18 protein-coding genes are annotated in these 26,540 nt (G+C 73.7%); 6 read left to right on the forward strand and 12 right to left on the reverse strand.

Translation table 11 applies throughout. From position 1 onward, the window contains the following. Positions 1–303: 303 nt before the first annotated feature. Positions 304–1,284, forward strand: coding sequence for an LLM class F420-dependent oxidoreductase (locus AB0J86_RS24920; protein WP_363860112.1), 981 nt, complete (start codon positions 304–306; stop codon positions 1,282–1,284). Next, positions 1,284–2,087 carry an SDR family oxidoreductase gene (locus AB0J86_RS24925; RefSeq protein ID WP_363860021.1) on the forward strand — a complete coding sequence of 268 codons (804 nt, stop codon included), beginning with the start codon at positions 1,284–1,286 and terminating at the stop codon, positions 2,085–2,087. The genes AB0J86_RS24920 and AB0J86_RS24925 overlap by 1 nt, the downstream gene beginning before the upstream one ends. A 254-nt stretch (positions 2,088–2,341) precedes the next feature. On the opposite strand, the gene AB0J86_RS24930 is transcribed toward AB0J86_RS24925, so the two are convergent. From AB0J86_RS24930 to AB0J86_RS24965, 8 genes are all read right to left on the reverse strand, one after another. Further along, a complete protein-coding gene (locus AB0J86_RS24930) occupies positions 2,342–4,678 on the reverse strand; it encodes a transglutaminaseTgpA domain-containing protein (protein ID WP_363860113.1) in 2,337 nt (778 codons plus the stop codon). A gap of 41 nt (positions 4,679–4,719) precedes the next feature. Then, on the reverse strand, positions 4,720–5,874 hold the full coding sequence (locus tag AB0J86_RS24935; protein ID WP_363860022.1) for a DUF58 domain-containing protein: 1,155 nt from the start codon (positions 5,872–5,874) through the stop codon (positions 4,720–4,722). Positions 5,875–5,886: 12 nt separating this feature from the next. Next, complete coding sequence (locus AB0J86_RS24940; protein ID WP_363860023.1) at positions 5,887–6,882, reverse strand: MoxR family ATPase; 996 nt, start codon at positions 6,880–6,882, stop codon at positions 5,887–5,889. A 61-nt stretch (positions 6,883–6,943) separates the two neighbouring features. After that, a complete protein-coding gene (locus tag AB0J86_RS24945; RefSeq protein WP_363860114.1) occupies positions 6,944–9,541 on the reverse strand; it encodes a fibronectin type III domain-containing protein in 2,598 nt (865 codons plus the stop codon). Between the two features lie 508 nt (positions 9,542–10,049). After that, a complete protein-coding gene (locus tag AB0J86_RS24950) occupies positions 10,050–11,477 on the reverse strand; it encodes a tetratricopeptide repeat protein (RefSeq protein WP_363860024.1) in 1,428 nt (475 codons plus the stop codon). A 61-nt stretch (positions 11,478–11,538) separates the two neighbouring features. Next, complete coding sequence (locus AB0J86_RS24955) at positions 11,539–11,877, reverse strand: YciI family protein (protein ID WP_363860025.1); 339 nt, start codon at positions 11,875–11,877, stop codon at positions 11,539–11,541. Between the two features lie 159 nt (positions 11,878–12,036). Then, positions 12,037–12,816 (reverse strand): SDR family oxidoreductase, encoded by a 780-nt coding sequence (locus AB0J86_RS24960; protein WP_363860026.1) that lies wholly within the window; start codon positions 12,814–12,816, stop codon positions 12,037–12,039. 245 nt (positions 12,817–13,061) lie between these two features. Beyond that, positions 13,062–13,562 carry a helix-turn-helix domain-containing protein gene (locus AB0J86_RS24965; protein ID WP_363860027.1) on the reverse strand — a complete coding sequence of 167 codons (501 nt, stop codon included), beginning with the start codon at positions 13,560–13,562 and terminating at the stop codon, positions 13,062–13,064. A 196-nt stretch (positions 13,563–13,758) separates the two neighbouring features. On the opposite strand from AB0J86_RS24965, the gene AB0J86_RS24970 reads away from it, so the two are divergent. Next, a complete protein-coding gene (locus AB0J86_RS24970; protein WP_363860028.1) occupies positions 13,759–14,931 on the forward strand; it encodes a thiolase family protein in 1,173 nt (390 codons plus the stop codon). Positions 14,932–14,941: 10 nt separating this feature from the next. On the opposite strand, the gene AB0J86_RS24975 is transcribed toward AB0J86_RS24970, so the two are convergent. After that, positions 14,942–16,039: a Gfo/Idh/MocA family oxidoreductase gene (locus AB0J86_RS24975; protein WP_363860029.1), complete on the reverse strand. Its 1,098-nt coding sequence runs from the start codon at positions 16,037–16,039 to the stop codon at positions 14,942–14,944. A 196-nt stretch (positions 16,040–16,235) separates the two neighbouring features. Then, on the reverse strand, positions 16,236–17,669 hold the full coding sequence (locus tag AB0J86_RS24980) for an endo-1,4-beta-xylanase (protein WP_363860030.1): 1,434 nt from the start codon (positions 17,667–17,669) through the stop codon (positions 16,236–16,238). A gap of 533 nt (positions 17,670–18,202) precedes the next feature. Here AB0J86_RS24980 and AB0J86_RS24985 point away from each other — a divergent pair. The 3 genes from AB0J86_RS24985 (at position 18,203) to AB0J86_RS24995 (ending at position 22,669) form a co-directional block, all read left to right on the forward strand. Next, positions 18,203–20,797, forward strand: a complete 2,595-nt coding sequence (locus tag AB0J86_RS24985; protein WP_363860031.1) for a polysaccharide lyase family 8 super-sandwich domain-containing protein — start codon at positions 18,203–18,205, stop codon at positions 20,795–20,797. Between the two features lie 192 nt (positions 20,798–20,989). Then, entirely contained in the window at positions 20,990–21,391 is a 402-nt protein-coding gene (locus AB0J86_RS24990) for a YciI family protein (protein ID WP_363860032.1), read from the forward strand. Positions 21,392–21,394: 3 nt separating this feature from the next. After that, positions 21,395–22,669: a sigma-70 family RNA polymerase sigma factor gene (locus AB0J86_RS24995; protein ID WP_363860115.1), complete on the forward strand. Its 1,275-nt coding sequence runs from the start codon at positions 21,395–21,397 to the stop codon at positions 22,667–22,669. Positions 22,670–22,693: 24 nt separating this feature from the next. Here the strand turns inward: AB0J86_RS24995 and AB0J86_RS25000 are convergent, their stop codons facing one another. Both AB0J86_RS25000 and AB0J86_RS25005 read right to left on the reverse strand, forming a co-directional pair. After that, positions 22,694–25,093 (reverse strand): sugar-binding protein, encoded by a 2,400-nt coding sequence (locus tag AB0J86_RS25000; RefSeq protein ID WP_363860033.1) that lies wholly within the window; start codon positions 25,091–25,093, stop codon positions 22,694–22,696. 453 nt (positions 25,094–25,546) lie between these two features. Then, positions 25,547–26,404 carry a hypothetical protein gene (locus AB0J86_RS25005; protein WP_363860034.1) on the reverse strand — a complete coding sequence of 286 codons (858 nt, stop codon included), beginning with the start codon at positions 26,402–26,404 and terminating at the stop codon, positions 25,547–25,549. Between the last annotated feature and the right edge of the window lie 136 nt (positions 26,405–26,540).

A 26,540-nucleotide genomic window follows, 5' to 3' on the forward strand; every position in this document is an offset into this window, starting at 1 on the left:
TCGGTGTCGGGTAGCGCCTCTAGTGTTCAGGTGACGGCACCGCACCACGCCCAGCGGCCGCGAGGTGGCGCAGCCGGCCGACGGAGGCAGCCGTGACTGGTACGCCAGAGACGTTGTCCGCCGCCTCGATAACGTCTCCGGCGTACCACCGACGCGGCGCCAAGCCCGACGGAGCGCGCGTGCGGCCGGGCGTGCCGAAACGACCCGGAAACGACGGCGGAAACGACCGGGGACACGGACCGGGAGATCTTGCACCTCGGCCGGATCGACAGGCACGATCGACCGGTGACAGCACGCTGGGGGATGACCGTGCCACTGAGCGGGGTGCCGCTCGCCGACCATGCCAAGGTCTACGCGGCCCTCGCCGACGCCGGCTTCACCGACCTGTGGTCCAGCGAGGTCGCCGGCACGGACGCGTTCACGCCGCTGGCGCTCGCCAGCGTCTGGCAGCCGAGGATGCGCCTCGGCACGGCCGTGGTGCCGGTCTACACGCGCGGCCCCGGGCTGCTGGCGATGAGCGCGGCGGCGCTGGCCGAGGCCGCCCCGGGCCGGTTCGCCTTCGGCATCGGCGCCTCGTCGCCGGTCCTCGTGCAGGACTGGAACGCGAGCCGGTTCGCCGAACCGTACCGGCGGACCCGCGACATGCTGCGGTTCCTGCGCGCGGCGCTGCGCGGCGAGACCGTCGACGAGGTCTACGACACCTTCACGGTGCGCCGCTTCCGGCTGGAACGCCCGCCGACCGTACCGCCGCCGATCCTGCTCGCCGCGCTGCGCCCCCGGATGCTGCGGCTCGCCGCCGCCGAGGCGGACGGCACCATCCTCAACTGGCTGGCCGCGGCCGACGTACCGCGGGTCCTGGCCGAGTTGGGGGAGCGGCGGGAGGGCTTCGAGGTGACCGCCCGGGTCTTCGTCTGCCCGACCGAGGACGCCAGGCACGCCCGCACCATCGGCCGGCGCCTGATCACCACCTACCTCACAGTGCCCGCGTACGCCGAGTTCCACCGCTGGCTCGGCCGGGAGCCGGTGCTCGCCCCCATGTGGCAGGCGTGGGGGCGGGACGACCGGCGCGCCGCCGGCGAGGCCGTACCCGACGAACTGGTGGACGCCCTCGTACTGCACGGGGCGCCGGAGGACTGCCGGGCGCAGGTGCAGCGGTACGTCGACGCCGGGATCGACGTACCGGTGATCGCCCTACTGCCCACCCCGGAGTTGGCCGCCGGCGGTGCCGCCGCGCTCGCGACGGTGATCGCCCGACTCGGACCCACGCCCGCGCAGGCCCTCTGATGCGCCTCGGAGGCAAGGTCGCCGTCGTCACCGGCGGTGCGGGTGGCATCGGGGCCGCGCTGGCCCGCCGTTTCGCCGCCGAGGGCGCCGAGGGCGTGGTGGTGGCGGACCTGGACGAACCGGCGGCCGCCCGGGTCGCGGCCCGGATCGGCCCGGTCGCGGTGGCCGTCGGCGTCGACGCCGCCGACGAGGAACAGGTACGCGCCCTGGTCGCCACCGCCGAGCGGCGGTACGGCCGGATCGACCTTTTCTGCGCCAACGCGGGCATCACCGTCGGGGCGGGACTCTCCGCCCCGGACGCGGACTGGCGGCGCGCCTGGGAGATCAACGTGATGGCGCACGTCCACGCCGCCCGTGCCGTGCTGCCCGGCATGCTCGCCCGCGGCGAGGGCTACCTGTTGCAGACCTGCTCGGCGGCGGGGCTGCTCACCGCGATCGGCGACGCGCCGTACACGGTCACCAAGCACGCCGCCGTGGGGCTGGCCGAATGGCTGGCGATCACGTACCGGGACCGGGGCATCCGGGTCAGCGCGCTCTGCCCGCAGGGCGTGCGTACCCCGATGCTCGACGACGGGCTGGCCGCCGGCCACGCCGGCGCGGTGGTGACGGCGGCCTCCGGGCCGGTCCTCGAACCCGAGCAGGTGGCGCAGGCGGTGGTCGACGGGCTCGCCGACGAGCGGTTCCTCATCCTGCCGCACCCGGAGGTCGCCGAGTACGCCCGCACCAAGGCCGCCGACCCGGACCGCTGGCTCGCCGGCATGCGTTCGCTGGTCCGCCGCCTCACCGGCAACCAACCGGGATAGCCGAATGATCCGAGCAACCCCGGATCATGTCGGGGTCGGCGGCCGATCGCTCCGGTCAAGCCTGGTCCAGGTCGGGGCTGGTGGCCGACCACTCCGGTCGCGGTCCGGCCCGGTCCAGGTCGGGCTTGGTGCCGTAAGTTCCGGTCGCACCCGGCCCAGGTCCGGGTTGGTGGCCGGATTGCCCGCGACGGGATCAAGCCTGACCGCCCAGAGCGGGTAATCCGGCCACCAACCCTCCACCGCAAGTGCGACGCTCAGCGGCGCCAGCGCAGCGGCCCCGGATGCAGCGACCAGACCAACCGCCGCCACCACGACCGCCGCGCCCGCAGCGCCGTCGCGTACGCCACCGCCTGGCTCCCGGCCCGACGCGCCTGCTCCTCGTCGGTGCCCCCGGGCGCGAAGGTGGCCAGGTTGACCAGGCTCGCGAGGTCGTCGATGGGCGGTACCGGCGGGCGGGGCGGCTTCACGGGCTCCGCCCCGACCTCGCGGGCGTGCTCGGCCACCTCGCTCGCGGCCAGGTGCTCGGCGGCGGGCCGGCCGGCGAGCCGCAGCGCGTCGGTCACCTCCCACCAGGCCCCGACGATGCGCTGCCCCGGCGGGCCATCGTCGAGGCGCCGCCGCCGTTGCGCCCGGCGCAGACCGGTGACGGCCAGCACCAGCCCGCCGAGGAGCAGCAGCAGGAGTCCGCTGCCGCCGCCGGCCAGTACCGGTCCGGAGAGCCCGCCGCGTCCGCGCGGTGCCGGTGCGGCCTGGGCGGAGGCGGAGGCGGCCGGGGTGGCGCTGGGGGTCTGCTCGTCCGGTGACGGCGGCGGGTCGTCGGGCTTGGGCTTGAAGTCCTCCTCGACCGGGCGCGGCTGGGTGTTGGGGCGCGGCAGCGGGTCGAACGCGACCCAGCCGAGGCCGTCGAAGAGCACCTCCGGCCAGGCGAAGGCGTCCGCGGCGCGGACCGGGCCGTCGCCGGTACGCGACTCGAAGCCCACCACCACCCGGGTCGGCAGCCCCATCAGCCGGCCGAGCACGGCGAAGGTCGCGGCGAACTGCTCCGAGGTGCCGCGCTGGCCGCCGCCGTTGCGCGGTCCGAAGAGGAAGAAGTTGAGGTTCGGGTAGGCGTGCCCGCTGGGGGCGTCGGCGACGATCCGGTAGTGCTCGGAGAGGAACTCCTCGATCGCCAGCGCCCGCGCGTACGGGGCGCCGTTGTCGGCGGCGAGCTGCTCGGCGAGGCGCTGGATCTGCTCGGGCGCGCCGTCGGCGACCCGCAGCACCCGGGCCACCTTGTCGCCCGCCGGTACGTTCGCCGTGGCGAGCAGGTTCAGGTCGGGCTTCTCCTGCGCGGAGCTGACCGTGTAGCGCACCCCGGCCGCCAGGCCCTCGGGCCGGATCAGCGTGCCGCTGCCCGGGTCGTACGCGATGCGGGCCCCCGTGACCTCCTCGGGGGTCGCCACCGCCGGCAGCAGCCGCCCGCTCAGCTCCTCGATCGTGATCTCCTGCCGGATGTGCTCCACCGAGGAGTCGGGGTTCACCGGGGCGCTGGGCAGGATCCGGCCGGCGTTGCGGTAGGTGGCCCCGACCCGCCAGGTCGCCCCGTCGTAGTCGTTGAGGACGGCGAGCCGGATGCGTACGCCCTTGTCCGCCTCGGCCGCGTCCGGCGGCGGCGCGCCGTCCTGGCCATCGTCGTCGGCGCCGTCGTCCGTACCGTCGCCGGTCCCACCGTCCAGGTTGCCGTCGCCGGTTCCACCGTCCGGGTTCGCGCTCGGCCCGGCCGCTCCGGCGCCGGTGCCGCTGCGGCCGGTGGTGCGGACCTGGAACAGCTCCTGGTTCGGGTTCAGCGCCCAGCCGGAAATGCGAATCAGCGGGTTCTCGTCGAGGCTGTCCACCTGGGGCGGCTGCACGTACCGCCGGGGGTCGACCGGGCGGCTGCTGACCTGCCGGGCCACCACCGGCGCCACCACGGCGGTCGCCGCGATCACCAGGGTCAGCCCGATCGCCGTGGCCGCCAGCAGGCGCAGCCGGGCGGCGGCGGGCAGGCCGTCCGTGCCGGCCGGTCCCGTGCCGGCCGGCGTGGTCACCGCGGCCGGCCGGCGGGTGGTGGAGGCCAGCCCGACCGCGGCCGCGGCGGCGAACGCGACGGCCGGCCAGAGCGCCGGGTCGGCGTTCGGGCCGACGACGTAGAGCGCCCCGGCGAAGAGCACCGCCGGCGGCAGGTAGCCGAGCAGCACCCGGTTGGCCCGGAGGATCACCTCGGCGCCGGCCAGTCCGGCGAGCCAGGCGGCCACCACGGGAACCAGCACGGTGTCGGGGGTCGGCTCGACCGGGATCATGGCGGTGAGCAGGCGTGGGATGCCGTTGCGGGTGGCGTCCACGACCACGTCGCCGAACGGGTCGGTGAGCTGGGCGCGGCCGGCGGCCAGCCACATCGCCAGCGCCGCGTAGCCGGCGAGCGCGACGGCCGACAGCGGCGCGACCAGCCAGGACGGCAGCCGCCGGGCCGCGACGCTGATCAGTACCGAGCCGGCGGCGGCGCCGGCGACCAGCTGGGTCAGCAGCGTGCCGGCGTAGACCCGGCCGAGCGCCACGCCGGAGAGCGCGATCATCGCGATCAGTACCAGCGGCAGCGGTACCGCCCGCAGCAGCCTCACCACCGCTGCACCCCGTCCCACTCGGCGGCGAACTCGGTGCCGTCCGCGGCGTCGATCATGACCATGCCGGCCGCGCCGCCGGGGCTCTGCCCGCTCGCGCCGAAGACCGCGACCACCACCGACGGGTACGCCCCGTGCAGCGCGCCGAGGTAGCCGAGGTCCTCGCGGCCACCGGGGCCGGTGAGGAAGACCAGCGTGTCGCCGATCCGCTCCTGGCGCAGCCGGTCCGTGGCGATCCGCAGCGGATCCTGCCGCGTCCCGCGCGACCCGGCCTGCAACTCCACGGCGGCCAACCGGTCCAGGTAGTCGCCCTCGGTGCCGTGCTCGGCGACCAGCAGCAGCTCCGCCGGCAGGTCCTCGCGCCGCGCCGCGGCCACCACCGAGGCGGCGGCCTCGCAGGCCGACTCGAACGTCTCGGCCGTACCGTCCACCACCTGTGGGTGCGCGGCGGCCCGGTTGTCCAGCAGCACCACGATCCGCGGCAGGCTGGTGTCGACGTGCTCGCGCACCATCAGCTCGCCGACCCGCGCGCTGGTCCGCCAGTGCACCCGGCGCAGCTCGTCGCCGACGACGTACTCCCGCAGCGAGTCGAAGGTGATCGAGCCGTGCGGCACCCGGTCGATCCGCCCGTCGAGGCTGCGCGCCACCCCGGCCGGTACGGCGGTGAGCGTGTGGATCCGGGGATGGACGAGCACGGTGGCCGTCCCGCCGTGCGAGTGCGCCAGCGTCATCAGCCCGAGCGCGTCGCGGCCGGTGACCCGCAGCGGGCCGATCGGCACGACGCCGCGCCGGGTGGTCGGTACGGGGTAGCTGACCGTGGTGTCGTGCCCGGGGCGCAGCCGTAGCAGCGGTACGGGGATGGCGAGCCGGCCGCAGCGGTCCTCGGCGATCAGGTTGGTCGAGCGGACCCGACCGGTGTTGCGCACGGTCAGGGTCATGGTGGCCGGCTCGCCCCGGCCGACCCGGTCCGGCTCGGCCACCCGGGTCACCCGCAGTCGCGGACGCCACAGGGCGTAGCCGAGCGCGCAGGCCAGTGCGATGACCGCGGCGGTGCCGAGCAGCGCCAGTTCGGAGTAGCCGAACCAGAATCCGGCCACGAGCAGGAGGACGGCACCGGCCAGCAGCCCGATGCCGCGCGTGGTGATGGTCATGTCTCCCCGGAATCAGACCCCGGTGCGGGCAGGCTGCCCGGTGGGCAGCGGTACCGGCACCGACGCCACCGCCTCGTGCAGGACCTGGGCGGCGGTGGCGCCGCGCACCTGGGCATCGGGGGAGAGCAGGATGCGGTGGGCGAAGACCGGCTCGGCGAGCGCCTTGAGGTCCTCGGGCAGCACCCACCCGCGACCGTCGATCAGGGCGTACGCGCACGCGGCCCGGGTCAGCGCGATCACCCCTCGGGGGCTCACCCCGACCCGGACCTGCGGGTGGGTACGGGTCGCGGCGGCGAGCCGCACGGCGTACGCGTAGAGCGGGTCGGCGATGTGTACCCGCTGCGCCATCCGCACCATTTCGCCGACGGTGTTCGTGTCGGTGACCGGGTCCAGCCCCTCCGGGGAGCGTACGGTGGCGCCGCGCAGCACCTCGATCTCGACGGCCTCGTCCGGGTAGCCGATCGAGAGCTTCACGAGGAAGCGGTCCAGCTGCGCCTCGGGCAGCCGGTAGGTGCCGTCCATCTCGACCGGGTTCTGGGTGGCGACCACGAGGAAGGGCTGCGGCACCGGGTGGCGTACGCCGTCGACGGTGACGTTGCGCTCCTCCATCACCTCCAGCAGCGCCGACTGGGTCTTCGGCGACGCCCGGTTGATCTCGTCGGCGATGACGATGTTGGCGAAGACCGGCCCGGGGTGGAACTCGAAGCCCCGGGTCGCCTGGTTGAAGATCGTCACGCCGGAGACGTCGGCCGGAAGCAGGTCCGGCGTGAACTGGATGCGCCGCCACTTGCCCTGTACCGAGGCCGCGATCGCCCGGGCCAGCGTCGTCTTGCCCACCCCGGGCACATCCTCCAGGAGGATGTGCCCCTGGGCGAAGAACGCGGTCAGCGCCAGCCGTACGACGTGCGGCTTGCCCAGTACGACCGCGTTGACGTTCGCGGCGAGCCGGGCCGCCAGCTCGGCGAAGCCCTGTACGTGCTGCTGGCTCAGCGGCTCGTGATTGTTCACTGTGGGTGGTGCTCCTCGGCCGGTGGTGCGGTAGGCGGTCGTACGGTCGGCGGTGCGGCGGTCAGCAGGCGGGTAGCCGGCTGCTCGGGTTGTCGCCGCCCTCCAGGTTGAGCCAGGCCCACGGGATGTAGTTCTGACCCTTGTACTCCACCTTGATCCAGATGCTGCTCTGCTTGTTGTTGTTGTAGATCCAGGCATCGATGCTGGTGCCCGTGGCCCGGCAGATCGTCTTGAGCCGGGTGCCGGGCTCGGCCCAGCCGACCTGCTTGCTGTCGTCCTGCCGGGTGACCGAGAAGATCTCGTTCCCGTTGCGGCCATCGCGGTCCGAGTTGCAGTAGGTGCGCTGGTCCCCGTCGGGCCCGTTGTGGCAGGTGGCGACCCCGTAGATGGCGTCGGTGGTGGTGTCCGCCTTTCCGGTGCCGGTGCCGGCCGCGTTCTTCGCGGTGACCGTGAAGCTGTAATCCGTGCTCGACGTGAGCCCGCTGACCGTGATGCTGGAGCAGTTCGTGCCGGCCGCCGGGCCCTTCGGGGTCACCTGGCAGGTCACGTTGCCGCCGCCCGCGTCCACGGTGAAGCGGATGGTCGCGGAGTTGGTGCCGGGGTCGACGCCCGTGACGGTGACCCGGGGCGGCGCGACGGTACGAGCAGTGGCGGTGGCGGCCGTCCCAGCGCCCGCCTCGTTGACCGCCTGCACCTTCACCTGTACGGACTGCCCGTCGCCGAGGCCGGTCAGCTTGGTCTGGGTGTCGGTCACCTCGATCTTGCGGCTGCCCGCCTCGACCAGGTACTTGGTGATCGGCCGGCCGTTCTCCTTCGGCGGGGACCAGGTCGCGTTGATCGCGCCGGCCTCGCCCGAGACGGTGGTCGCGCGCAGGTTCACCGGCGCGGAAGGCTTGGTGAACGGCACCACGCTGTTGCTGATCGGCGACGCCTTCGAACCGGCGCCCTTCTGGTTCACCGCTACCACGGTGAAGGCGTACTGGTTGCCGTACTCCAGGTCGCCGGCGGGGATCACCAGCTCGGTCTTGGTCGACTCGCCCGCCGGGGCGGTCGCGCCGGCGGAGATGGCGGTCACCGCGTACTTGGTGATCTTGTAGCCCTGGCCGTTGGCGGCCGGCCACTTCACCAGCACGGTGCCGTCGGGCCGCTCCTGCGCGGTGACGCTGATCGGCGCGTCCGGCACCTCGGAGGTCGGCACCACCGGGTTGCTGGTCCGCGACGGGCCGGCGCCTTTGGCGTTGACCGCGTGCACCGAGAAGCGGTAGGTCTGACCGTTGGTCAGGCCGGTGACCTCCAGCGAGCGCTGGTTCGCGCCGACCTCCCAGGTGCGCCCGGCCCCCTCCACCACGTACTTCGTGATGGTTGCGCCGTTCGGCGACGCCGGGCGCCAGTTGACCCGGGCCTGCATGTTGCCGGCGGAGGCGGTGACGCTCTTGGGCGCGCTCGGCTTGCCGACCGGCGGCTTGCGCGGCGGGGGCGGCGGCGGAAGCTCCGGCGGCGGGTCGCCGCCGAGGATGTCGTTGGCGTACTTGTTGACCTCCCGGACGGTGTGGTGGTCGTCCACCACCCGGGCGTTGGCCGAGTTCGGCGCGTTGATGAAGAGGTGGTTCTCGCGAACCTCCAGCTCCAGCGGGCCGTTGGCGCCCTTCACGTCGATCTTGTTGAGCAGCTGGCCGACGGTGTCGAGCGCGTAGACCGTGCCGGTCGCCTCGTCGGTGCAGTAGAAGCGGCCGGCCCAGGAAACGGCCGGGGCCAGGTCGCCGCCCTCGCCGGGGACCGTGAACTGCTTGACCGCGCCGTCGGCGCCGACGACGTAGACCTGCCGCCCGTCCTTGACGGTCACCGGGATCTCCAGACCGGTGATCCGGGTGGGCATCTCGCCGGGGCCGTTCAGGTTGAGCGTGACGTCCCGCCGCTCCTCGCCGCGTACCGTGCTGAGCTTGCCGGCCGTGCGGTCGAGCACGGCGATCCCGTTGTCGAGGGCGGCGAGCGCCAGGTCGTGGTTCGGCGGGGCGATCTCCAGGTTCTTCACCTTGGTCGGGCTGAGCCCGCCGCCGCTGCCGCCGGCCGACGAGACCGGCTGGGAGGGGAGCTTGGCCGCCGTGATCGCGGAGACCGTGCCCTCACCGGGGACCCCGATCCAGAGCTTGCCCTCGCCGTCGAAGGTGCCGGCGGTGATGCCCGGCGGGTAGTGGATCGGCTCGCCGACCGGTGCCAGCGAGCGGGGGTCGAGCTGGCGGACCAGGCCCTGCACCGCGTCGACCACGAACGCCGAATCCTCGTGCAGCATGACGTTGACGCCGAGCCCGGCCGTGGTCCGGGTGTTGGCCACGATCTGCAGGGTGGCCAGGTCGAGCGAGCTGACCATGCCGGTGTTGAGATCCCGCAGCACCAGCAGCCGGTCGGTCTGCGCCACCTGCATGGCGTGGCTGCGCGCCTGCGGCACCTGCAGCCGGGTGTCGACGCGGCCCGTGATCCCGTTGACCCGGGCCATCTCGCTCTTGGCCGCGCTCCACAGCCAGGCGCTCGCGTCGTAGCTGGCCACCGCGTTGTCGGCGGCGCCGAGCCCCAGCACGGTCAGCCCCATGGCGGTGAGCAGCGCCATCACGGTGCCGATCGTGACCAGACCGCCGCGCAGCCGGCGACGCTTGCGGGCCACTGCCTCGCTCGGGGGTGCCCCCGGCGTGCCGTCGGTGCCGCTGCCGCTGCCGTTGTTCTCCGTGGTGCCGTTGTCTGTGGTGACCACAGCCGGCCGCCCTCCCCGAATCGCGAACCGTTGTCGGCCCCGTCCGCGCCGTTTGTCGGCGCACCGCCCAGAAGCCGGGTGCCATCATATGGCCTGCGTATTCTGGCCGGGTACCCGCAATGTCTCCTTGTGGACAGCACGGTTGCTCGCTGTGGACAAACCGGGCCCGAATTGTGGACAACGCGGTGGGGATCGGACCGTCGCCGCAGCTCGGCCCGGGGCGGTGCAAATTGCGGGCTGTGGATGGGCGAGGGCCGCGCGCCGACCCGCCACCGGCTCGATCGCAATTGGCCGCGGGTTTGATCGGAATCAGGCGCCCGGCGTGACGGTAATCAGCCGCCGGTTTGATCGGAATTCGCCACCGGGGCGCACGGGAACTCGCGGGCGACGAGTTCCCGTGCGGCGCGTTCCCGTGCGGCCGTCAGCGCGGGGAGGCGGTACCGCCCCGCCGGGTGCAGACCTGGCCGGAGGTGGCGTAGTTGTCCGTCGAGTAGACGGCCAGCACGGTGAAGCAGTAGTCGAGCCGGGGGTTCAACCCGTTGACCGTGTAACTGGTCCCGCCCGGGTCGATCGTCGCGAGCGCACCCAACTGGGCGCCGGCCCGGCCGCCCGCGACGATGAAGGGCACCGTGCCCGAGGTCGGGTCGGTCCAGGTGACCGTGATGCTCTCTTTGTCGTCCCGCAGCCGCAGGTCGGTCGGCGGATCCCCGAGGGCCGAGGGGCCGGCGCTGGGCTGGCCCGGGTTGTCGGTCGGCGCGGAGCGGTCCGGCAGCAGGGCGACCACCACGAGCACCGCCACGACCATCGCGGAGACGGCGGCCACCGCCGCCACGGCGGCGGCGACCGTGGCGCCGCGAGAGCGGGACGAGACCGTGGGCGCCGGCGGGGCCGGCGGTGGCGGGGGCGCGGCGACCATCGGGTACGGCGCCGCCGCGCCGACCTGCCCCGCCGGGTACGCCACGCCGGGCTGGGCGGGCTGTCCCGCGTACGCCGCTCCGGCGGCCTGTTCCGTCGGGTACGCCCCGACGCTCCCGCCCGCCCTGGGCGCCGGTGGGACGGGCGGCAGCGTGACGGCCGGCGGCAGCTCGGAGGCGACGGGCGGGACCGAGGCGACCGGCGGCGCCGAGGCGACCGGCGGAACCGGCGGCGCGGGCTGGACCGGCTGGATGGGCTGGACCGGCTGGACCGGCGGTGGGGGGTACGCCGGCTGCGCGGCGGGCCGCTCGTACGCCGGCTGTTCCGGTGCCGGCTGGACCGGCGGTGCCGGGGCGACGGGCGGTGCCGGGGCGACGGGCGGTGCCGAGGCCGGCCCGACCGGCGCGGCGGGGGAGGGGACGAACGGCGGCGCGGAGGTGATCGGCGCGGGTGGCGCCGAGGTCACGGGTGCCGGCGGGGCGGACTGCGGGGCCGGCGCGCCGCCCGGCTGCTCGCCGAGGTAGTCGCGGGCGGCCCGTACCGCGAAGTGGTCCTCGCCGAGCACCGCGGGCCCGAACCTGGCCACTCGGGTGTAGTTGCGCCGGGCCTCGTGCCGGTTGCCCAGTTCCTCGGCGACCCCGCCGAGGTCGAACGAGATCGCCAGCAGCAGCGGGTCGGCGTCGCCCCAGCGCCGCTGTCCGGCCGCGAGCGCCTCCTCCAGTACGCGGCGCGCGGCGGCCGGATCGTCGGCCTCCCGGTGCAGGCGGGCCAGCAGGTGCGCGGTGGCGAGCACGTCGCGGTGGTCCTCGCCGTAGGCGGGCCGGCCGGCCTCGATGGCCTGCTCCAGCAGCAGGCGGGCGGCGGGCGAGTTACCGGCGTCGTGCATCGCCTGTGCGTTGCGCTGGATGGCGGGCAGCGGTGGGGGCTGGGACACCCCGCCATGCTGCCTGCCCGTGGGGTGTGCGCGCCACTCGCCGGGCGGCATTCCCGCGAGATCAGACGTCCGCGTCGGGCATGATCTCCCGGACCTCCTGCGCGCAGCGGCACGCGGCGGCGATCCTGGCCGCCCACTCCAGCGCCTCCTCGCGCGAGGGCACATCGATGATCGAGAACCCGCCGACGACCGCCTTGGTCTCCGGGTACGGGCCGTCGGTGACGGTCCCGTCGGTGGCCACGATGCTCGCCCGCTGCCTCCCCAGGCCACCACCGAAGACCCACACGCCGGCGTCCTGAGCCGCTCGCACCACCTCGTGCGAGGCCTTGGCCACCTCGGGCAACTCCTCCTCGGGGAAGGTCATCGCGCCGTCGTCGAACGAGATCAGGTACCGCGTCATCCATGGCTCCCGCCGGGGCGATGGTGACGTGGTGGTATCCGGGCGTGCTGTGCAGGTCCTCGGGATTGTGCCGAATGATCGTCATTCGGGCAGCGTGCCGGTTGCGGCCCGCGCCGGCCACCGAATAAGGACCCGCTCGGGCGGTCCCACCGCGGGCTCTCACTCGGGCAGCAGCACCGCGGCGTTGGCCAGCAGTCCGCCGTCGACGGGCAGCGCGATCCCGGTGACGAAGCTGGCGCGGTCGCTGGCCAGGAAGGCGATCGCCTCGGCGACCTCGTCGGGCCGCGCGACCCGCCCCATCGGGTGCATCCGTCCCCAGGACTCCACCAGCGCCTGGGCGCCCGGGTCGGTGCCGTCGGAGAAGGCGCGCGCCGAGGCCCGCAGCATGGGCGTGTCCACCGAGGCCGGGCAGACGGTGTTGGCCCGTACCCCGTTCGCCGCCTCGTCGACGGCGATCGAGCGGGCGAGCGCGTTGAGCGCACCCTTGCTGGTGGTGTACGCGGCGACGGTGGCCTGGGTGACGAATGCCTGCACCGAGGAGACGAAGACGATCGAACCGGTTCCGCGGGCGCGCAGGTGCGGCAGGGCGTGCTTCGCGGCGTGGAAGGCGCCGGTCACGTTGACGGCGAGCACCTTGTTCCACTCCTCGGCGCTGGTCTCGGCCGCCGTGCCGTACCGCTGGATCCCGGCGGCGGCGACGAGGATGTCGAGCCCGCCGTGGCCGCCGGCGACGTCCGCCACGAGCCGCGCGGTGGCGGCCTCGTCGGTGACGTCGAGCGGGACCTGCTCGACGTCCGGCAGCGGGGCCTCGGGCCGGGACGGCGGTATGCCGGCGGCGACGACGGTGGCGCCGCGGGCCGCGAGCAGCCGGGCGGTGGCGCGGCCGATGCCGCTGAATCCACCGGTGACGATGGCGACCTTGCCGTCGAACTCCGCCACGATCCACTCCCACGTCTCTCGGAGGTGCGGCCCACTCTAGGCCGTGTCCTGTGGATCAGGCCGGCAATGCTGGGCGGGACGCGGCCCGGGCCGGGTGTGACGTGGGACGGTGCCCGATCGCGCGGCCCGGCCGACGCCGAATCACGCGGCCCGGCCGACGCCGACCGGCCGACGCCGACCGGCCGACGCCGACCGGCCGACGCCGACCGGCCGACGCCGACCGGCCGACGCCGACCGGCCGCGACCTACCGGCCGGTCCGGACGGCGGCGCGCCGCTCCTCGTTGACCGTCACGGCGAGGTCCTCGAGTTCGACGTCGTGCCCGGACTCGCTGCGTGGCCGGATCGCGACCGGGGCGCCCGTCGCGCGCTCCACGACGCGCAGCGGCGCGCCGTGGGGCTGGAGGTACTTGTCGCCCCACTGCATGAGGGCCAGTACGGCGGGGAGCAGGTCCCGGCCCATCGGCGTCAGCACGTACTCGTGACGGGTCCGCTGCCCCGGCTCCCGGTACGGCCGCCGCTCCAGGACGCCGACGTCCACCAGCTGCTTCAGCCGGGTGGCGGCCACCGCGTCGGTGATGCCGACCCGCTCGACGAAGTCGTCGAAGCGCGTCGTGCCGTAGTACGCCTCGCGCAGCAGCAGGATCGCCGACCGGGCGCCGACGGCCTCCATGGCCTTGCCGATCGAGCAGTCGTCCGCCCGCCAGCTCGCCCGGTCCTTGAGCGGTCCTTCGAGGGTCATGGCCATGCCACCATCCTAGCCTGGCTCGCGGATTCCATAGCCAGACTGCTAGAGTCTGGCTACTGTTCCATAAAGTCAGCTGTCGGGCTGGCCGGGCTCCGTCGCCCCGGATCGTCCGCCGCTGAGGTCGGGGATCGACCACACCGGCGGCCGGACCGGGCAACCGGCCCGCGCCCGGCGGCGCGCCGCAGGGAGGACGCCCGTGAGGGACGCGGTCATCGTCGAAGCCGTCCGTACGCCGATCGGCCGGGGCCGGCCGAACGGGAGCCTGCACGAGGTGCACCCCGTCGACCTGCTCGCCCACAGCCTGCGCGCCGTGGTCGACCGGACGGGCATCGACCCCGCCCTGGTCGACGACGTGATCGGCGGCGTGGTCACGCAGGTCGGCGAGCAGGCCGCGAACGTCACCCGCCGGGCGGCGCTGGCCGCCGGCTTCCCGGAGTCCGTACCCGCCGTGACCGTCGACCGGCAGTGCGGCAGCAGCCAGCAGGCGATCCACTTCGCGGCGCAGGGCGTCATCGCCGGCGCGTACGACGTGGTGATCGCCGCCGGTGTCGAGTCGATGAGCCGGGTGCCGATGGGCGCCAACCTGGTCGGTACGGCCGACCCGTACGGCCCGGCGCTCGCCGAGCGGTATCCGGACGGGCTGGTCCAGCAGGGCATCTCCGCCGAACTCATCGCCGCCCGGTGGCGGCTCGGGCGTACCCGGATGGACGAGTTCGCGCTCGCCTCCCACGACCGGGCCGCGCGGGCCACCGAGAGCGGGCTCTTCAAGCGGGAGATCGCGCCGCTGCCGCGACTCCACCGGGACGAGGGCATCCGCGTCGGCAGCGACCTCGACACGCTCGCCGGGCTGCGGCCGGCCTACTACGACGAGGAGATCGCCCGGCGGTTCCCGCAGATCGGCTGGAACGTCACGGCGGCCAACGCCAGCCAGATCAACGACGGCAGCGCCGCGGTGATGATCACCACGAGCGAACTGGCCGCCCGGCTCGGGCTCACCCCGCTGGCCCGCCTGCACAGCTTCGCGGTCGCCGGTGACGACCCGCTCTACATGCTCACGGCCGTGGTCCCCGCCACCCGGAAGGTGCTGCGCCGCGCCGGCCTCGACCTCGCCGACATCGACCTGTTCGAGGTCAACGAGGCGTTCGCCGCCGTCGTACTGGCCTGGGCGGACGAGACCGGCGCCGACCTGGACCGGGTGAACGTCCACGGCGGGGCGATCGCGCTCGGGCACCCGCTCGGCGCCAGCGGCGCCCGGCTGACGGCCACGCTGGTGCACGCCCTCGCCGAGCGCGGCGGCCGGTACGGGCTTCAGACCATGTGCGAGGCGGGCGGGCTGGCCAACGCCACCATCGTCGAACGTCTCGGCTGAGCGGACCCGGTCACGGCCGGTCCCCGGTCGGGTCGGTGATCCAGTCCGGGTCGTCGCCGGACATGCGCTCGTAGAAGGCCGACCCGGGTCCCAGCTCGGCCGGGCGCACCGGCCGGCCGGTGCGGGCGGAGGCGTAGACGGCCGCGACCAGTCGCATCGTACGGGCCGACTCCCCGGCCGTGACCGGTGGCGCCGCGCCGGCACGCAGGGCGCGCACCACCGCGCTGAACTGCGCCCGGTGCCCGCTGTTGTGGCCGGTCTCGCCGGCCTTCCAGGCGTCCAGCACGGGCTGTTCGAAGCCGGGGGCGGGCGTGATCCGCCAGTCGTCGTCGCCGTAGCCGTACAGGTGGGTGAGTTCCACCGTGGCGCGTTCGAAGTCGAAGCGCAGGTAGCTCTCCTCGCGCGGGGAGAGGACGCTGTTGACCACGCTCGCCACGGCGCCGTTGGCGAAGCTGACGTGCGCCATCGAGAGGTCCTCGGTCCGCACCCGGCGCGCCTGCCGTCGTACCAGGGCGGAGACCTCGGTCCACTCGCCCAGGATCGCGGTCAGCAGGTCCATCTGGTGGATGCCGTGTCCCATGGTCGGCCCGCCGCCCTCGGTCTCCCACCGGCCGCGCCACGGTACGTCGAAGTAGGACTGTTCCCGGAACCAGGTGGTGTGGCAGACGGCGAGCAGCGGGCGGCCCAGCACCCCGCTGTGCAGCAGGGCCCGTAGCCGCCGGGCGCCGGAGCCGAACCGGTGCTGGAAGACCGTGGCCAGCCACGGTCCGGACTCGCCCTGGGCGGCGGCGAGTTCGTCCAGTTCGGCGAGGCTGAGCGTGGGCGGCTTCTCCACCAGCACCGAGACGCCGGCCGCGAGGGCGGTCCGGGCGGACGCGCGGTGGGCGCCCGGGGGAGTGCAGACGTGCACCAGGTCGGGCCGGGTCTGAGCGAGCATCCGGTCCAGGTCGGTGTAGTGGGCGGGGATGCCGAAGCGCCCGGCGAAGTCGCGTACCCGTTCCGCGTCGACGTCGACCGCGCCGACGAGCTCGACCGGTTCGTCCAGGGAGAGCAGTGCCTCGGCGTGGACGCGGGCGATGTTGCCGGTACCGACGAGCCCTATCCGCATCACTGGCCACCGTTCTTCCGCGGCTGCTACCGGCGTGACGGGAGGCGCCCCGGCCCGCCGGAGCTGTCCGGGCGGGAAGTTCCGGAACCTTTCCGTTACGTGGTCGTAAACCTATGACCGGCATCGGCGTGCGTCAAGGTGGGCACCGGGCCGGTGCGGAGGACGATCACGCCCTCCGCACCGGGGGTCGGTACGGTCAGCTGGCGGTGCAGGTGGGCGTGATGCCGGTGGCGCTGCCGGTGCCCTGGAAGCCGAACTCCGTCGACTGTCCGGCGGTCAACCGGCCGTTGTAGGCGACGTTGCGGAACGACACGGCGCCGGTGGTACCGCTCGCCGAGGCGTTCCAGGTGTTGGTGACGGCCGCCCCGCCCGGCAGGGTGAGCGAGACCGTCCAGCCGTTGGTGCCGCTCGATCCGGCCGTCACCCGTACGGTGGCCACGAAGCCGCCGTTCCAGGAGTTGAGCGAGACCGAGGCCGAGCAGCCGGCGCCGCCCGGCGGCGTGGTCGGCGGGGTCGTCGGCGGCGTGGTGGGCGGCGTGGTCGGCGGGTTGCCCGGCGGGGTGGTGGTCGGCGGCGGCGTGCCACCGCCCGCGTTGAGCGCGTTCAGCGTGGAGGTGTACGCCGGCTTCTTGTTGCCGCTGCCGTCGAAGAGCAGCGGGGTGCCGCTGGCACGCCAGGAGTCGGTGTCGCGGATGCCCCAGACGGTGATGCCGGCGCAGCGGGAGACGGCCAGGCACGCCTGCACCACCCGCTGGTAGTTGTTGGCCTGCGCGGTGCCCGAGCCCTCGATGTCCAGCTCGGTGATCTGGACCTCGACGCCGAGGTTGGCGAAGCGCTGGAGGTTGGCCTGGTAGTCGCTCGGTACCGGGCTCTGCGCGTTGAAGTGGGACTGGAAGCCGACGCAGTCGATCGGTACGCCCCGGGACTTGAAGTCCTGCACCATGGCGTAGACCGCGTTGGACTTCGCGTTCTGCCCGTCGGTGTTGTAGTCGTTGTAGCAGAGCTTCGCGCCCGGGTCGGCGGCGTCGGCGGCGCGGAACGCGGCCTCGATCCAGTCGTTGCCGGTGCGCTGGAGGTTCGAGTCGCGCCGGGCGCCGGTGTTGCCGTCGGCGAAGGCCTCGTTCACCACGTCCCAGGAATCGATCTTGCCGCGGTAGTAGGTGGCGACCCGGGTGATGTGGTTGAGCATCGCGTTGCGCAGCGCGGTGCCGGAGAGGCTCTGCGCCCAGCCCGGCTGCTGCTGGTGCCAGGCGAGCGCGTGCCCGCGGATCCGCATGCCGTTGCTCTGGGCGTGGTTGACGATGCGGTCGGCGTTGGAGAAGTTGAAGCTGTTCTGCGACGGCTCGGTCGCGTCCCACTTCATCTCGTTCTCGGCGGTCACCGAGTTGAACTCGCGGTTCAGGATCCCGACGTACACCGAGTCGCTGAGCTTGTTCGCCGCGACCGCGGTGCCGAAGTAGCGGCCCTTCTCCGCGGCGGACGCGCCCAGCGTGGTGCCGGCGCTGGCGGTGCCGGGCAGGGTGAGGGCCGCGCCGGCGACGAGCGCGCCGGCCGCGGCGAGCACCATGGCCACGCGCGGTCCGGGCCCCATTCTCTTCTGTCGGTCCGGACGGACCGGATCCATGCTCATCTGGTGTGCCTTTCGGACAGGGTGGGGTTGGTGGATGGGTACGTCAATCGGTGCTGGTGCCCCTGCCGCTCCAGGGCCCCGATCCCGCGCAGACAGCCCGGATGCCTGCGGCGCGGTTGGTGCCACGAAAGGTCGTGCAATCGACGTACGGCGATGCTAGCGGAAACTTTCCGGAACGTTCAACCGTCGTGGCGCCGCCGGCCCGCGTCCGGCCCTCCCGCCGGTCCGTCCGGCGCTCGGGCGCGCCGTCGAGGGGCGCGCGGACGTCCGCAGCTCCGCTCCCGATCGTCGCGGCCCGGCCGATCGAGGCCGCCCGGCAGTTCCGGCGCTCGTGTTTCGGAAGGTTACCGGTAGTTTTTCGGCGACCGTCCCGGACCGCTCGTCGGACGGGCCGGCGGTGGGGGGACGTCCCGCTCCGCCGGACGCACCCGCCGCGCGGGAGCGCGCGAGGGCCGGCCCGGGGAGTCGTTGACCTTGCGGCGGGCCGTTGGTTGAATGCGGCAAACGCTTTCCATCGATCTCCGGAGCGTCCCGTGCAGATTCCGCGCCGTACCGTGCTCTCGGTCGTCCCCACCGCGGCCCTGCTCGCGGCCGTCCCACCGCTGCGTGCCCGGGCCGCCGCCGCGCCCGCCGGGTCCGCCCCGCCCGGCGCGGCCGACCACCGCGCAGCCGCGCGCTCCGGCGCGGCCGGCGACCACGCGGTGCTGCTGGGCAACATGGTCGCGCTCTTCGCCGGTACCGCCGAGTCCAACGCCCGGCCGGAGGTCGCCGCGAAGCTCGCCGCCATCGGCGCGACCGCCCGCGCCCGGCTCGCGGCGCTGGACCAGGCCGGGACGGGCGAGCTGTTCCGGGGCGTACCGCTCGGCACCGCCGACGCCAACCTGACCACCTCGTTCCAGTACCTCTACGAGATCGCCCTCGCCACCCGGGTGCCCGGTCCCGCCGCCCCGGACCTCGGCGCCGACGTCGCGGCCGTGCGGCGGCGGGTCGTCGACGGGCTCGACTGGCTGTACGAGCGGTACTACGGCGACCAGGCGAGGGGGTACTACGGCAACTGGTTCAACTGGGAGATCGGCATCTCCACCCAGGTGAGCCGGATCCTGGTGCTGCTGGCCGACCAGCTCGCCGCGGACCGGCCGGAGCTGGTCACCCGCTACGTCGCCGCGATGGACGGCTACCTGCGCAATGGCCGCGACGGCGACGTCGACCTCGACTCGCGCTTCCACACCGGCGCCAACCTGGCCGACATCACCGGCAACCGGATCCTCCAGGGCGCCGTGACCGGCGACGACGCGCGGGTCAGCAAGGCCGTCGCCGACCAGCTCACCGTCTTCGCCACCATCGACCCGTACCAGCTGCGGCACGGCGTCACCGACGGCTACTACGCCGACGGCTCGTTCATCCAGCACGCCTCGGTCGCCTACACCGGCTCGTACGGCAAGGCACTGCTCACCCGGGTCGTGCAGACCATCAAGATCCTCGCCGGCACCCGGTACGTGACCACCGAGGACCTGGTCCGGGTGGTGCGGGGCTGGGTGGTCGACGGCTTCGCCCCGTTGATCTTCGAGGGCTGGCTGATGGAGATGGTCAAGGGCCGCGCCGTCTCCCGGACCGGCACCGGCTACGCCGACGTGGCGTCCGTGGTCGAGGCCGTCGTCGACCTCTCCGGGCACGCCACCGGCGCCGACGCCGAGGCGCTGCGCGGCTACGTCGCGTTCCTGCGGCGCAACTCCCGCGCCGCGCTCGACCCGGCCGGCTTCGTCTCCCCGGTCAGCGTCGCCCGCTACGCCGACATCCTCGCCGACCCGGCGCTGCCGGCCCGCGACCTGGTACCGGCCGAACGCCACGTCGCCTTCGCCGCGATGGACCGTACCGTGCACCGCCGCCCGGGCTATGCCTTCGCGCTCGCCCGCACCTCCCCACGGATCAGCAAGTACGAGTACATGAGCGGCGAGAACCTGCTCCCCTGGTTCCAGGGCGAGGGTGCCCACCACCTCTACCTCGCCGGCCAGGACCAGAGCCAGGCGTACGGCGTCGACTACTACGCGACCGTCCCGCCGTACCGGCTCGCCGGCGTCACCGCCCCGGTCGAGGAGCGCCGCAGCGTCCCCGAGCTCTACGGCACCGCCTGGTACGACCGGCCGGAGCTGGGCTTCACCTCCTCGTCCGAGTCGCAGAACACGTACGTCTACTTCCCGCGCGGCGCCGGCGGCCTCTCCGGCGGCGCCCGCCTCGGCGCGTACGGCAGCGCCGCGTTCGTGCAGGCCGACGACGTGGCGTACGCCGCGAAGCGGGCCGGGCAGCTGCCGGACGACTTCGTCGCCTACCGCAACGCCACGGCCACCAAGTCGTGGTTTCTGCTCGACGACGAGATCGTGGTGCTCGCCGCCGGCGTGGGGGACCGGGCGGGACGGGCCGTGACCACCACGGTCGACAGCCGGATCGCCGCGCCCGACGACCGGGTGACCCTCGTCGGGCGGCGGCCCGGCGGCGCGGCCTGGTCCGGCACCGGCACGGCCCCGCTGTCCTGGCTGCGCTACGCCAACGCCACCCGGGGCGGTGCCGTCGGCTACGTCTTCCTCGACCGGCAACCGGTCACCGTCGCGCTCGACGCGGTGAGCCGCAGCCGGCGCGTGGTCCGTACCGCCAATCCGGACACGACCGTCGCCAAGCAGGTCTTCTCGGTGCTGTTCGAGCAGGCGGCCGGCTCGCCGCCGCGCGCCATGGCGTACGCGATCGTGCCGAACGCCACCGAACGGCAGCTGGCGACGTACCCGGGACCGATCGGCGTGCTCGCCAACTCGACCCGGGTGCAGGCGATCCGGCACCACGGGCTGGGGCTGGTCGCCGGCAACGTGTTCGCCCCGGGCCGGTACCAGGTCGAACGCTTCTCCCTCGACGGCCCGACCGCGCTGCTCGCCCGGCGGGCGGCCGACGGCACCACCTCGATCGCGATCGCCGACCCGACCACCGAACGGGACACGGTCTCGGTCCTGGTACGCGGCCGGCGGCTGCGCGCGCTCGCGGCCGACGAGGGGGTACGCGTCGACCAGGTCCGGGACGGTACCCGGATCGACGTCACCACCCGGCACGCCTACGGCCGCAGCTTCACGGCCCGGCTGCGGTAGATCCACGCCGAACCCGTCGCCGCGGCCCGGGCCCGAGAACCGGCCGGCCGTGCGACGGAACGCCGCGACCGACCGGCGCGGGAAAATTCTCGCGGATTTCTTCTGCGAGGATGTCGAGAACGGACCGCGCGGCTTCTACCTCATCGTGAGAGCGTCGGAGCGGACCGGCGCCGGGCACGGAGGAGGCAGGACATGAAGTACATGCTGCTGATGCAGTTCAGCGCCGCGACGGCGGACTTCCCGTCCATCGACACCTGGGCGCCGGACGAGATCAAGGCGCACATCGCGTTCATGCGCGAGCTGAACGGCAAGCTCAGCGCGGACGGCGAGCTGGTCGACGCCCAGGGGCTGGCCGGACCGGACCAGGCCAGGGTCGTACGGGCGGCCGGCGGCGGCGAGCCCCTGATCACGGAGGGGCCCTTCGCCGAGACGAAGGAGTTTCTCGCCGGCTACTGGATCGTGGACTGCGAGACGCCCGAGCGGGCGGTCGAACTCGCCGCCTACATCTCCACCGCCCCCGGCCCCGGCGGTCGCCCGCTCAACATGCCGATCGAGGTACGCCCGGTCCTGTCGGCGCCGCCGGTGGAGGTGTGATCGCTGACCGGTGGTGAGGCACGCCTCGATGACCTGCTGCGCGAGCTGGCGCCGCAGGTCATCGGCGTGCTCACCCGCCGGTTCGGCGACTTCACCCTCGCCGAGGACGCGGTGCAGGAGGCACTGCTGGCCGCGGCGACCCAGTGGCCCCGGGACGGTACGCCGGACAACCCGCGCGGCTGGCTGATCCAGGTCGCGTACCGCCGAATGGTGGAACAGGTCCGCAACGAGCAGGCCCGGCGCAACCGGGAGGAGCTGGCGGCCCGCCGGGAGCCGGACGACCGGCAGTGGGCGGCCCCGGCCGACCTCGACCTCGCCGCGGAGCGCGACGACACCCTGATCCTGCTCTTCCTCTGCTGCCACCCCGCGCTCTCGCCCGCCTCGGCGGTGGCGCTGACACTGCGGGCGGTCGCCGGCCTGACGACCGCCGAGATCGCCCACGCCTTCCTCGTCCCCGAGACGACGATGGCGCAGCGGATCAGCCGGGCCAAGCAGCGCATCAAGGGCTCGGGGGTGCCGTTCCGGATGCCCGACGCGCAGGACCGGTCGCGCCGGCTGGAGGCCGTGCTGCGCGTGCTCTACCTGATCTTCAACGAGGGGCACACCAGCAGCGCCGGCCCGCGCCTGCACCGGGTCGAGCTGGCGGCCGAGGCGATCCGGCTGGCCCGGGCCCTGCACGCGGCGCTGCCTCGGGACAGCGAGGTCGCCGGACTGCTCGCGCTGCTGCTGCTCACCGAGGCGCGCAGCCCCGCCCGGACCGGCCCGTCCGGCGAGCTGATCTCCCTCGCCGAGCAGGACCGCGGTCGCTGGGACGCGGCGGCCATCGCCGAGGGCGTCGCGCTGGTCACCGCGGCGCTGCCCCGGGGCCCCGTCGGGCCGTACCAGCTCCAGGCCGCCATCGCGGCCGTGCACGACGAGGCGCCGACCGCCGAGCAGACCGACTGGCCGCAGATCCTCGCCCTGTACGGGGTGCTGGAGCGCGTCGCCCCCGGTCCGGTCGTCGCGCTGAACCGGGCCGTCGCCACCGCCATGGTGCACGGCCCGGCCGCCGGACTGGAGGCGCTGGCCGCCCTGGACGGCGACCCGCGCATGGCCGGGCACCACCGCCTCCACTCCGCCCGCGCGCACCTGTACGAGATGCTGGGCGACCGGGACCGCGCGGTCGAGCACTACCGGGCCGCCGCCGGCCGGACCACCAGCCTTCCGGAGCAGCGTTACCTCCAGCTCCGGGCCGCCCGGCTCGCCACCGGGGTGGAGCCCGCCCGGCTCGGCCCCTGAGCCGGGCGGTCGCGAAGACTCACGCTAGTTCGAGGTTCCGTGGGGCTTCCCCGGGAACCGGTAGTCCTTCCACGGCGCGATGGTGCGGTAGCCGCCGTAGTAGCGGTTGTAGGCGTTCTCGGCCCGCGCGCCCCGGTCGTCGAACGGGTCGTCGTCCAGGAACGCGGCGGTCTCCGCCGACATCGGCCGGCCGTAGAAGTAGTGGTCCAGGTACTCGGCGGTCCGCCGCCGCTGCGGCGTGTCCTCGGCGTGCGGCTCGCCGGCCGGAACCGGCCGTACGTTGAACTTGACCAGGTCGTCCGCTGGGTAGCCGAGCGTGTCGTAGACGAACTTCGCCGCCTGGAGGCCCAGCGGGTCGCTCTCCGCCCCGTCGTTGTAGTCGTTGACGGTGTTGTGCAGCACGATGGCCCGCGGTGCCAGCGTCGCCACCAGCTCGTGCTGGTCGAACGGGAGCCGGTCGCCGTACCCGTAGGCGCCGTCGAGCCGCTGGTAGAAGCGGCCGGGCGTGAGGAAGCGGCGGAACAGCTCCGTGGTGCGGCCCGGGTTGTGCCGGATGGTGTCGCCCATCATCTCGGTACCGCTCGCGGTGCCCCAGCTGAACCGCTGTCCGATGTAGACGTACCGGTACGGGGACGGGCCGGTCGCGCCCGCCGCGCTGGGGACGCAGACGTCGATGCGCTCGTCGAAGACGGCGGAGAGGAAGGCGTACTTGCCGTTGATCGAGTGGCCGGTCACCGCCAGCTTGTCCGGGGCCACCAGCGAGCCGGCGCCGGCGCCGTACGTGTCGCCCGACCTCGCCAGCAGCTCCAGCGCGTCGACCGCGCGGGAGGCTCCCCAGGCGGCCCCCATCTCGTTGCTGATCTCGTGCGGGTCGCCGTCGCGGGTGTACGGGAAGAAGGTGCGGAACGTGCCGGCGCGGGGCCCCCAGGGGCTGTTCCGGTCGTCCGTGGTGACGCTGGTCGGGACGGTCAGCACGGCGAAGCCGGCGTCGCCGTACTCGGGGAGGTACCCGCCGAAGCTCAGCACCGCCGGTACCGGGCCCCGGTGGCCGGCGGCGTCCCGCGCGGCCTGCGTCGGCGGGTACAGGGTGAAGGTGATCGGGGCGGTCGTCGCCCCGTACGTGATCGAGACGGTGAGGGCGAGACCGGCCGGCGCCGGCGGGACGGTCCGGGGCGGTACCGGCGTCACGCTGGTGATCGAGGTCTTGTCGGGGGCGCCGGGCTTGTAGCCGTACTCGTAGAACTGGGCCAGGTCCAGGATCTCGTCGCGCCGGCCGCCGTCGCGGAACCAGTCGTCGGCGCTGGTGACCTTCCTGCCGTCGAAGTACGTCCACGGGTCCGGGAGCGTGAACCTCGACGGCAGGTCCATCGGGTCCGGGTACTTCTGGTCGATCCAGCGGAGCCCGTCGACCGCGTCCCGGAGCCGCCGGGTCGCGCGGTCCACCACCGGCTGCCGGGTCGAGCCGACGGTCCGCTTCGCCTCGGCCAGCGCCGCGTCCAGCCTCCGCTGGCTTTCCGCCGTCCAGACGCCCTTCACCAGTGACGGGGACTCGACCCAGCGGATCGTGTCGCGCAGGGGCCAGTCGCTGAACGCGAACTTCGCGTGGCCGTCCCAGCCGGCGAGCGTGACGGTGCCCCAGTCGACCGGGTGGTCCTGGCTCAGCGCCGGGTAGGCGTTGTCCCGGTGGCTCCAGAAGACGTAGTTGGTCCGGGCCACGCCCTCGGCGGGGGAGTCGCTGAGCGCGACCTCGACGCCGAACCTCGTACCGTTGCGCAGCTTCGCGCCCTCGATCTGCAACGCCAGCTCGACGGTGTAGCCGTCCGTCGTCTCCGCCGCGGCGTAGCCGGAGATCCGGTTCGTGTACTCCCGGTTCTCCGGGTACGCGTGCACCGAGGAGTGGTTGTTGACGAACTGGTTGAACTGGTACGTCAGGTTGCCGTTGGCGCTGATGGTGAAGAGGCCGTCGTCGTCCTCGAACTTGTCGACCTTGTCGTTCCAGAAGTCCAGCCCGAAGACCACGCTGTCGCGCAGCGCGGGGTCGTTGGCCGCGTCCTGCCGGAGCCCCTTGTCGGTGGCGGCGCCGCGCGACCTCGTCGCGTCGTGCACCTCGACCAGCAGATAGAGGACCGGGCCGTCCCAGACGGAGCGCAGCTCGCCATGGGTGGCGGTGGTCGCGTCGGCGGTCGCGGTGGCGTTCTTCGCGTGCGCGATCCGGGCCGGCCGGGCCGAGTCGTACGCCCGGTCCGCGCGGCCGTCCACGGTCACGCTCTTCGTGGTGAACTGGGACCTGAGCTGCTCGGACGGCATCGGGCCGGCCGGGTCCGGCGCGAAGTGCGGCCCGGAGCGCGAGGCGCCCGAGGCGGCTCCGGTCGAGCCCAGCAACAGCAGCACGGTCGCCACGGACGAGGCGATTCTCTTTCGCAAGGTACGTCCTCCAGGGAGGCTACGGGCGGGTCCGGGGGCAGGGCCTCTGTCGGTGGTGTCCCACGCCCGCGAGACCGGCGGGCAGTGCCACCGCCGGGGACGCGACCGGAGCGCGGCGTGGCGGTGCGGTGGGGGTGGGAAGGCGGGGTACGCGGTCATGGGCAGCCCTTCGGGGAATGCCGTCAACTGCTACCGGCGAGGAACGTTCCGTCGCGCCGGTAGCGCTCCTGGGGGAGAGCGCCAGCGTTTGAAACGTTTTAACAAAGCTGAAACGGAACCATAATCACGCCCGCCGACCGCGTCAAGATCCCGCTTCACCCCGGCGAACGGTGCCGATCAGCGAGTCCGCACATATCCTGATATCCACTCCGGAGGGTCCGGCCTGCCCTTGAACCGTTCCAGAAGGGCGCGAAGGAAGAGGGCCCGGAGCATCCGCGTCCGGGCCCTCGGGGATCAGGCGGTCGCGCAGTTGGCGTACGCCGTCACCCACCAGTTGCTGGCGTACGCCTCGGCCTCGTACGCGCCGACGGTGACCGAGGTCGGTGCGGTACTGGCGCCGCCGTTGGGCCGGAAGTCGTCCACGACAACCTCCCCGGTCGCGCCGTTGACCTCGAAGCCCGAGCCGACCAGCACGGTTCCGGCCGGGCAGGAGGCGGTGGCGCTCTGGTAGTCGGTGCTGCTGGAGGTGCTGGACGCGGAGGCGCGCACCAGCCCGGGCAGGGTGTTGGCGCAGACGCCGTAGGTGGTGACCGCCCAGTTGCCGGCGTACGCCTCGGCCTCGTACGCGCCGACGGTGACCGAGGTCGGTGCGGTGCTGGTACCGCCGTTGGGCCGGAAGTCGTCCACCACGGCCTCGCCGGTGGCGCCGACCGAGAAGCCGAGCCCGATCAGGCCGTCGCCGGCCGAGCAGGTCGCCGGGACGCTCTTGAAGTCGTTCGAGTTGCTGGAGCCCGACGCGGTGATGTGCAGCAGTCCGGCGGGCTCGGTGGCGCAGACCGCGTACGTGGTCAGCGTCCAGTTGCTGGCAAAGGCGTCCTCCTCGTACGCGATCGCCGAGACCGAGGTGGTGTTGGGGCGCAGGTAGGTCACGGTGACCTCGCCGGTGGCGCCGTTGATCTCGTAGCCCCCGCTGAGCGCGACCGTGTCGACCGGGCAGGTCGCGGTGACGCTCCGGACGTCGTCGGAGTTGGAGGCGCTGACCTCGGAGATGCGTACCAGGCCGGGTACCGCGGCGGCGGCCGGCCCGGCGGGGATGACGACGGCCGCGGTGGTGAGCGCGGCCAGGGTGAGTGTGATCGGGATCTTTCGCACTGCTTTCTCCTCCCCCACGTACCCGGCACGGACGTACCGGGTGACATGGGTTAGGAGTCGAGGCGGCGGGGCCTGATACGTGTGCGGGCGGGACCGGTCCGGCGTTGTCGGGAACCGGTCGCCGCCCGGTCACGCG

The sequence above is a fragment of the Micromonospora sp. NPDC049559 genome (genome assembly GCF_040676675.1).
In the GTDB taxonomy this organism is placed as follows: Bacteria; Actinomycetota; Actinomycetes; order Mycobacteriales; family Micromonosporaceae; genus JBFAPK01.

Coding starts and splice junctions, on each gene's coding strand:
- AB0J86_RS24920 (WP_363860112.1), top strand. CDS start 304: ATGACCGTGCCACTGAGCGGGGTGCCGCTCGCCGACCATGCCAAGGTC.
- AB0J86_RS24925 (WP_363860021.1), top strand. CDS start 1,284: ATGCGCCTCGGAGGCAAGGTCGCCGTCGTCACCGGCGGTGCGGGTGGC.
- AB0J86_RS24930 (WP_363860113.1), bottom strand. CDS start 4,678: ATGATCGCGCTCTCCGGCGTGGCGCTCGGCCGGGTCTACGCCGGCACG.
- AB0J86_RS24935 (WP_363860022.1), bottom strand. CDS start 5,874: ATGACCATCACCACGCGCGGCATCGGGCTGCTGGCCGGTGCCGTCCTC.
- AB0J86_RS24955 (WP_363860025.1), bottom strand. CDS start 11,877: ATGACGCGGTACCTGATCTCGTTCGACGACGGCGCGATGACCTTCCCC.
- AB0J86_RS24965 (WP_363860027.1), bottom strand. CDS start 13,562: ATGGCCATGACCCTCGAAGGACCGCTCAAGGACCGGGCGAGCTGGCGG.
- AB0J86_RS24975 (WP_363860029.1), bottom strand. CDS start 16,039: ATGCGGATAGGGCTCGTCGGTACCGGCAACATCGCCCGCGTCCACGCC.
- AB0J86_RS24980 (WP_363860030.1), bottom strand. CDS start 17,669: ATGAGCATGGATCCGGTCCGTCCGGACCGACAGAAGAGAATGGGGCCC.
- AB0J86_RS24990 (WP_363860032.1), top strand. CDS start 20,990: ATGAAGTACATGCTGCTGATGCAGTTCAGCGCCGCGACGGCGGACTTC.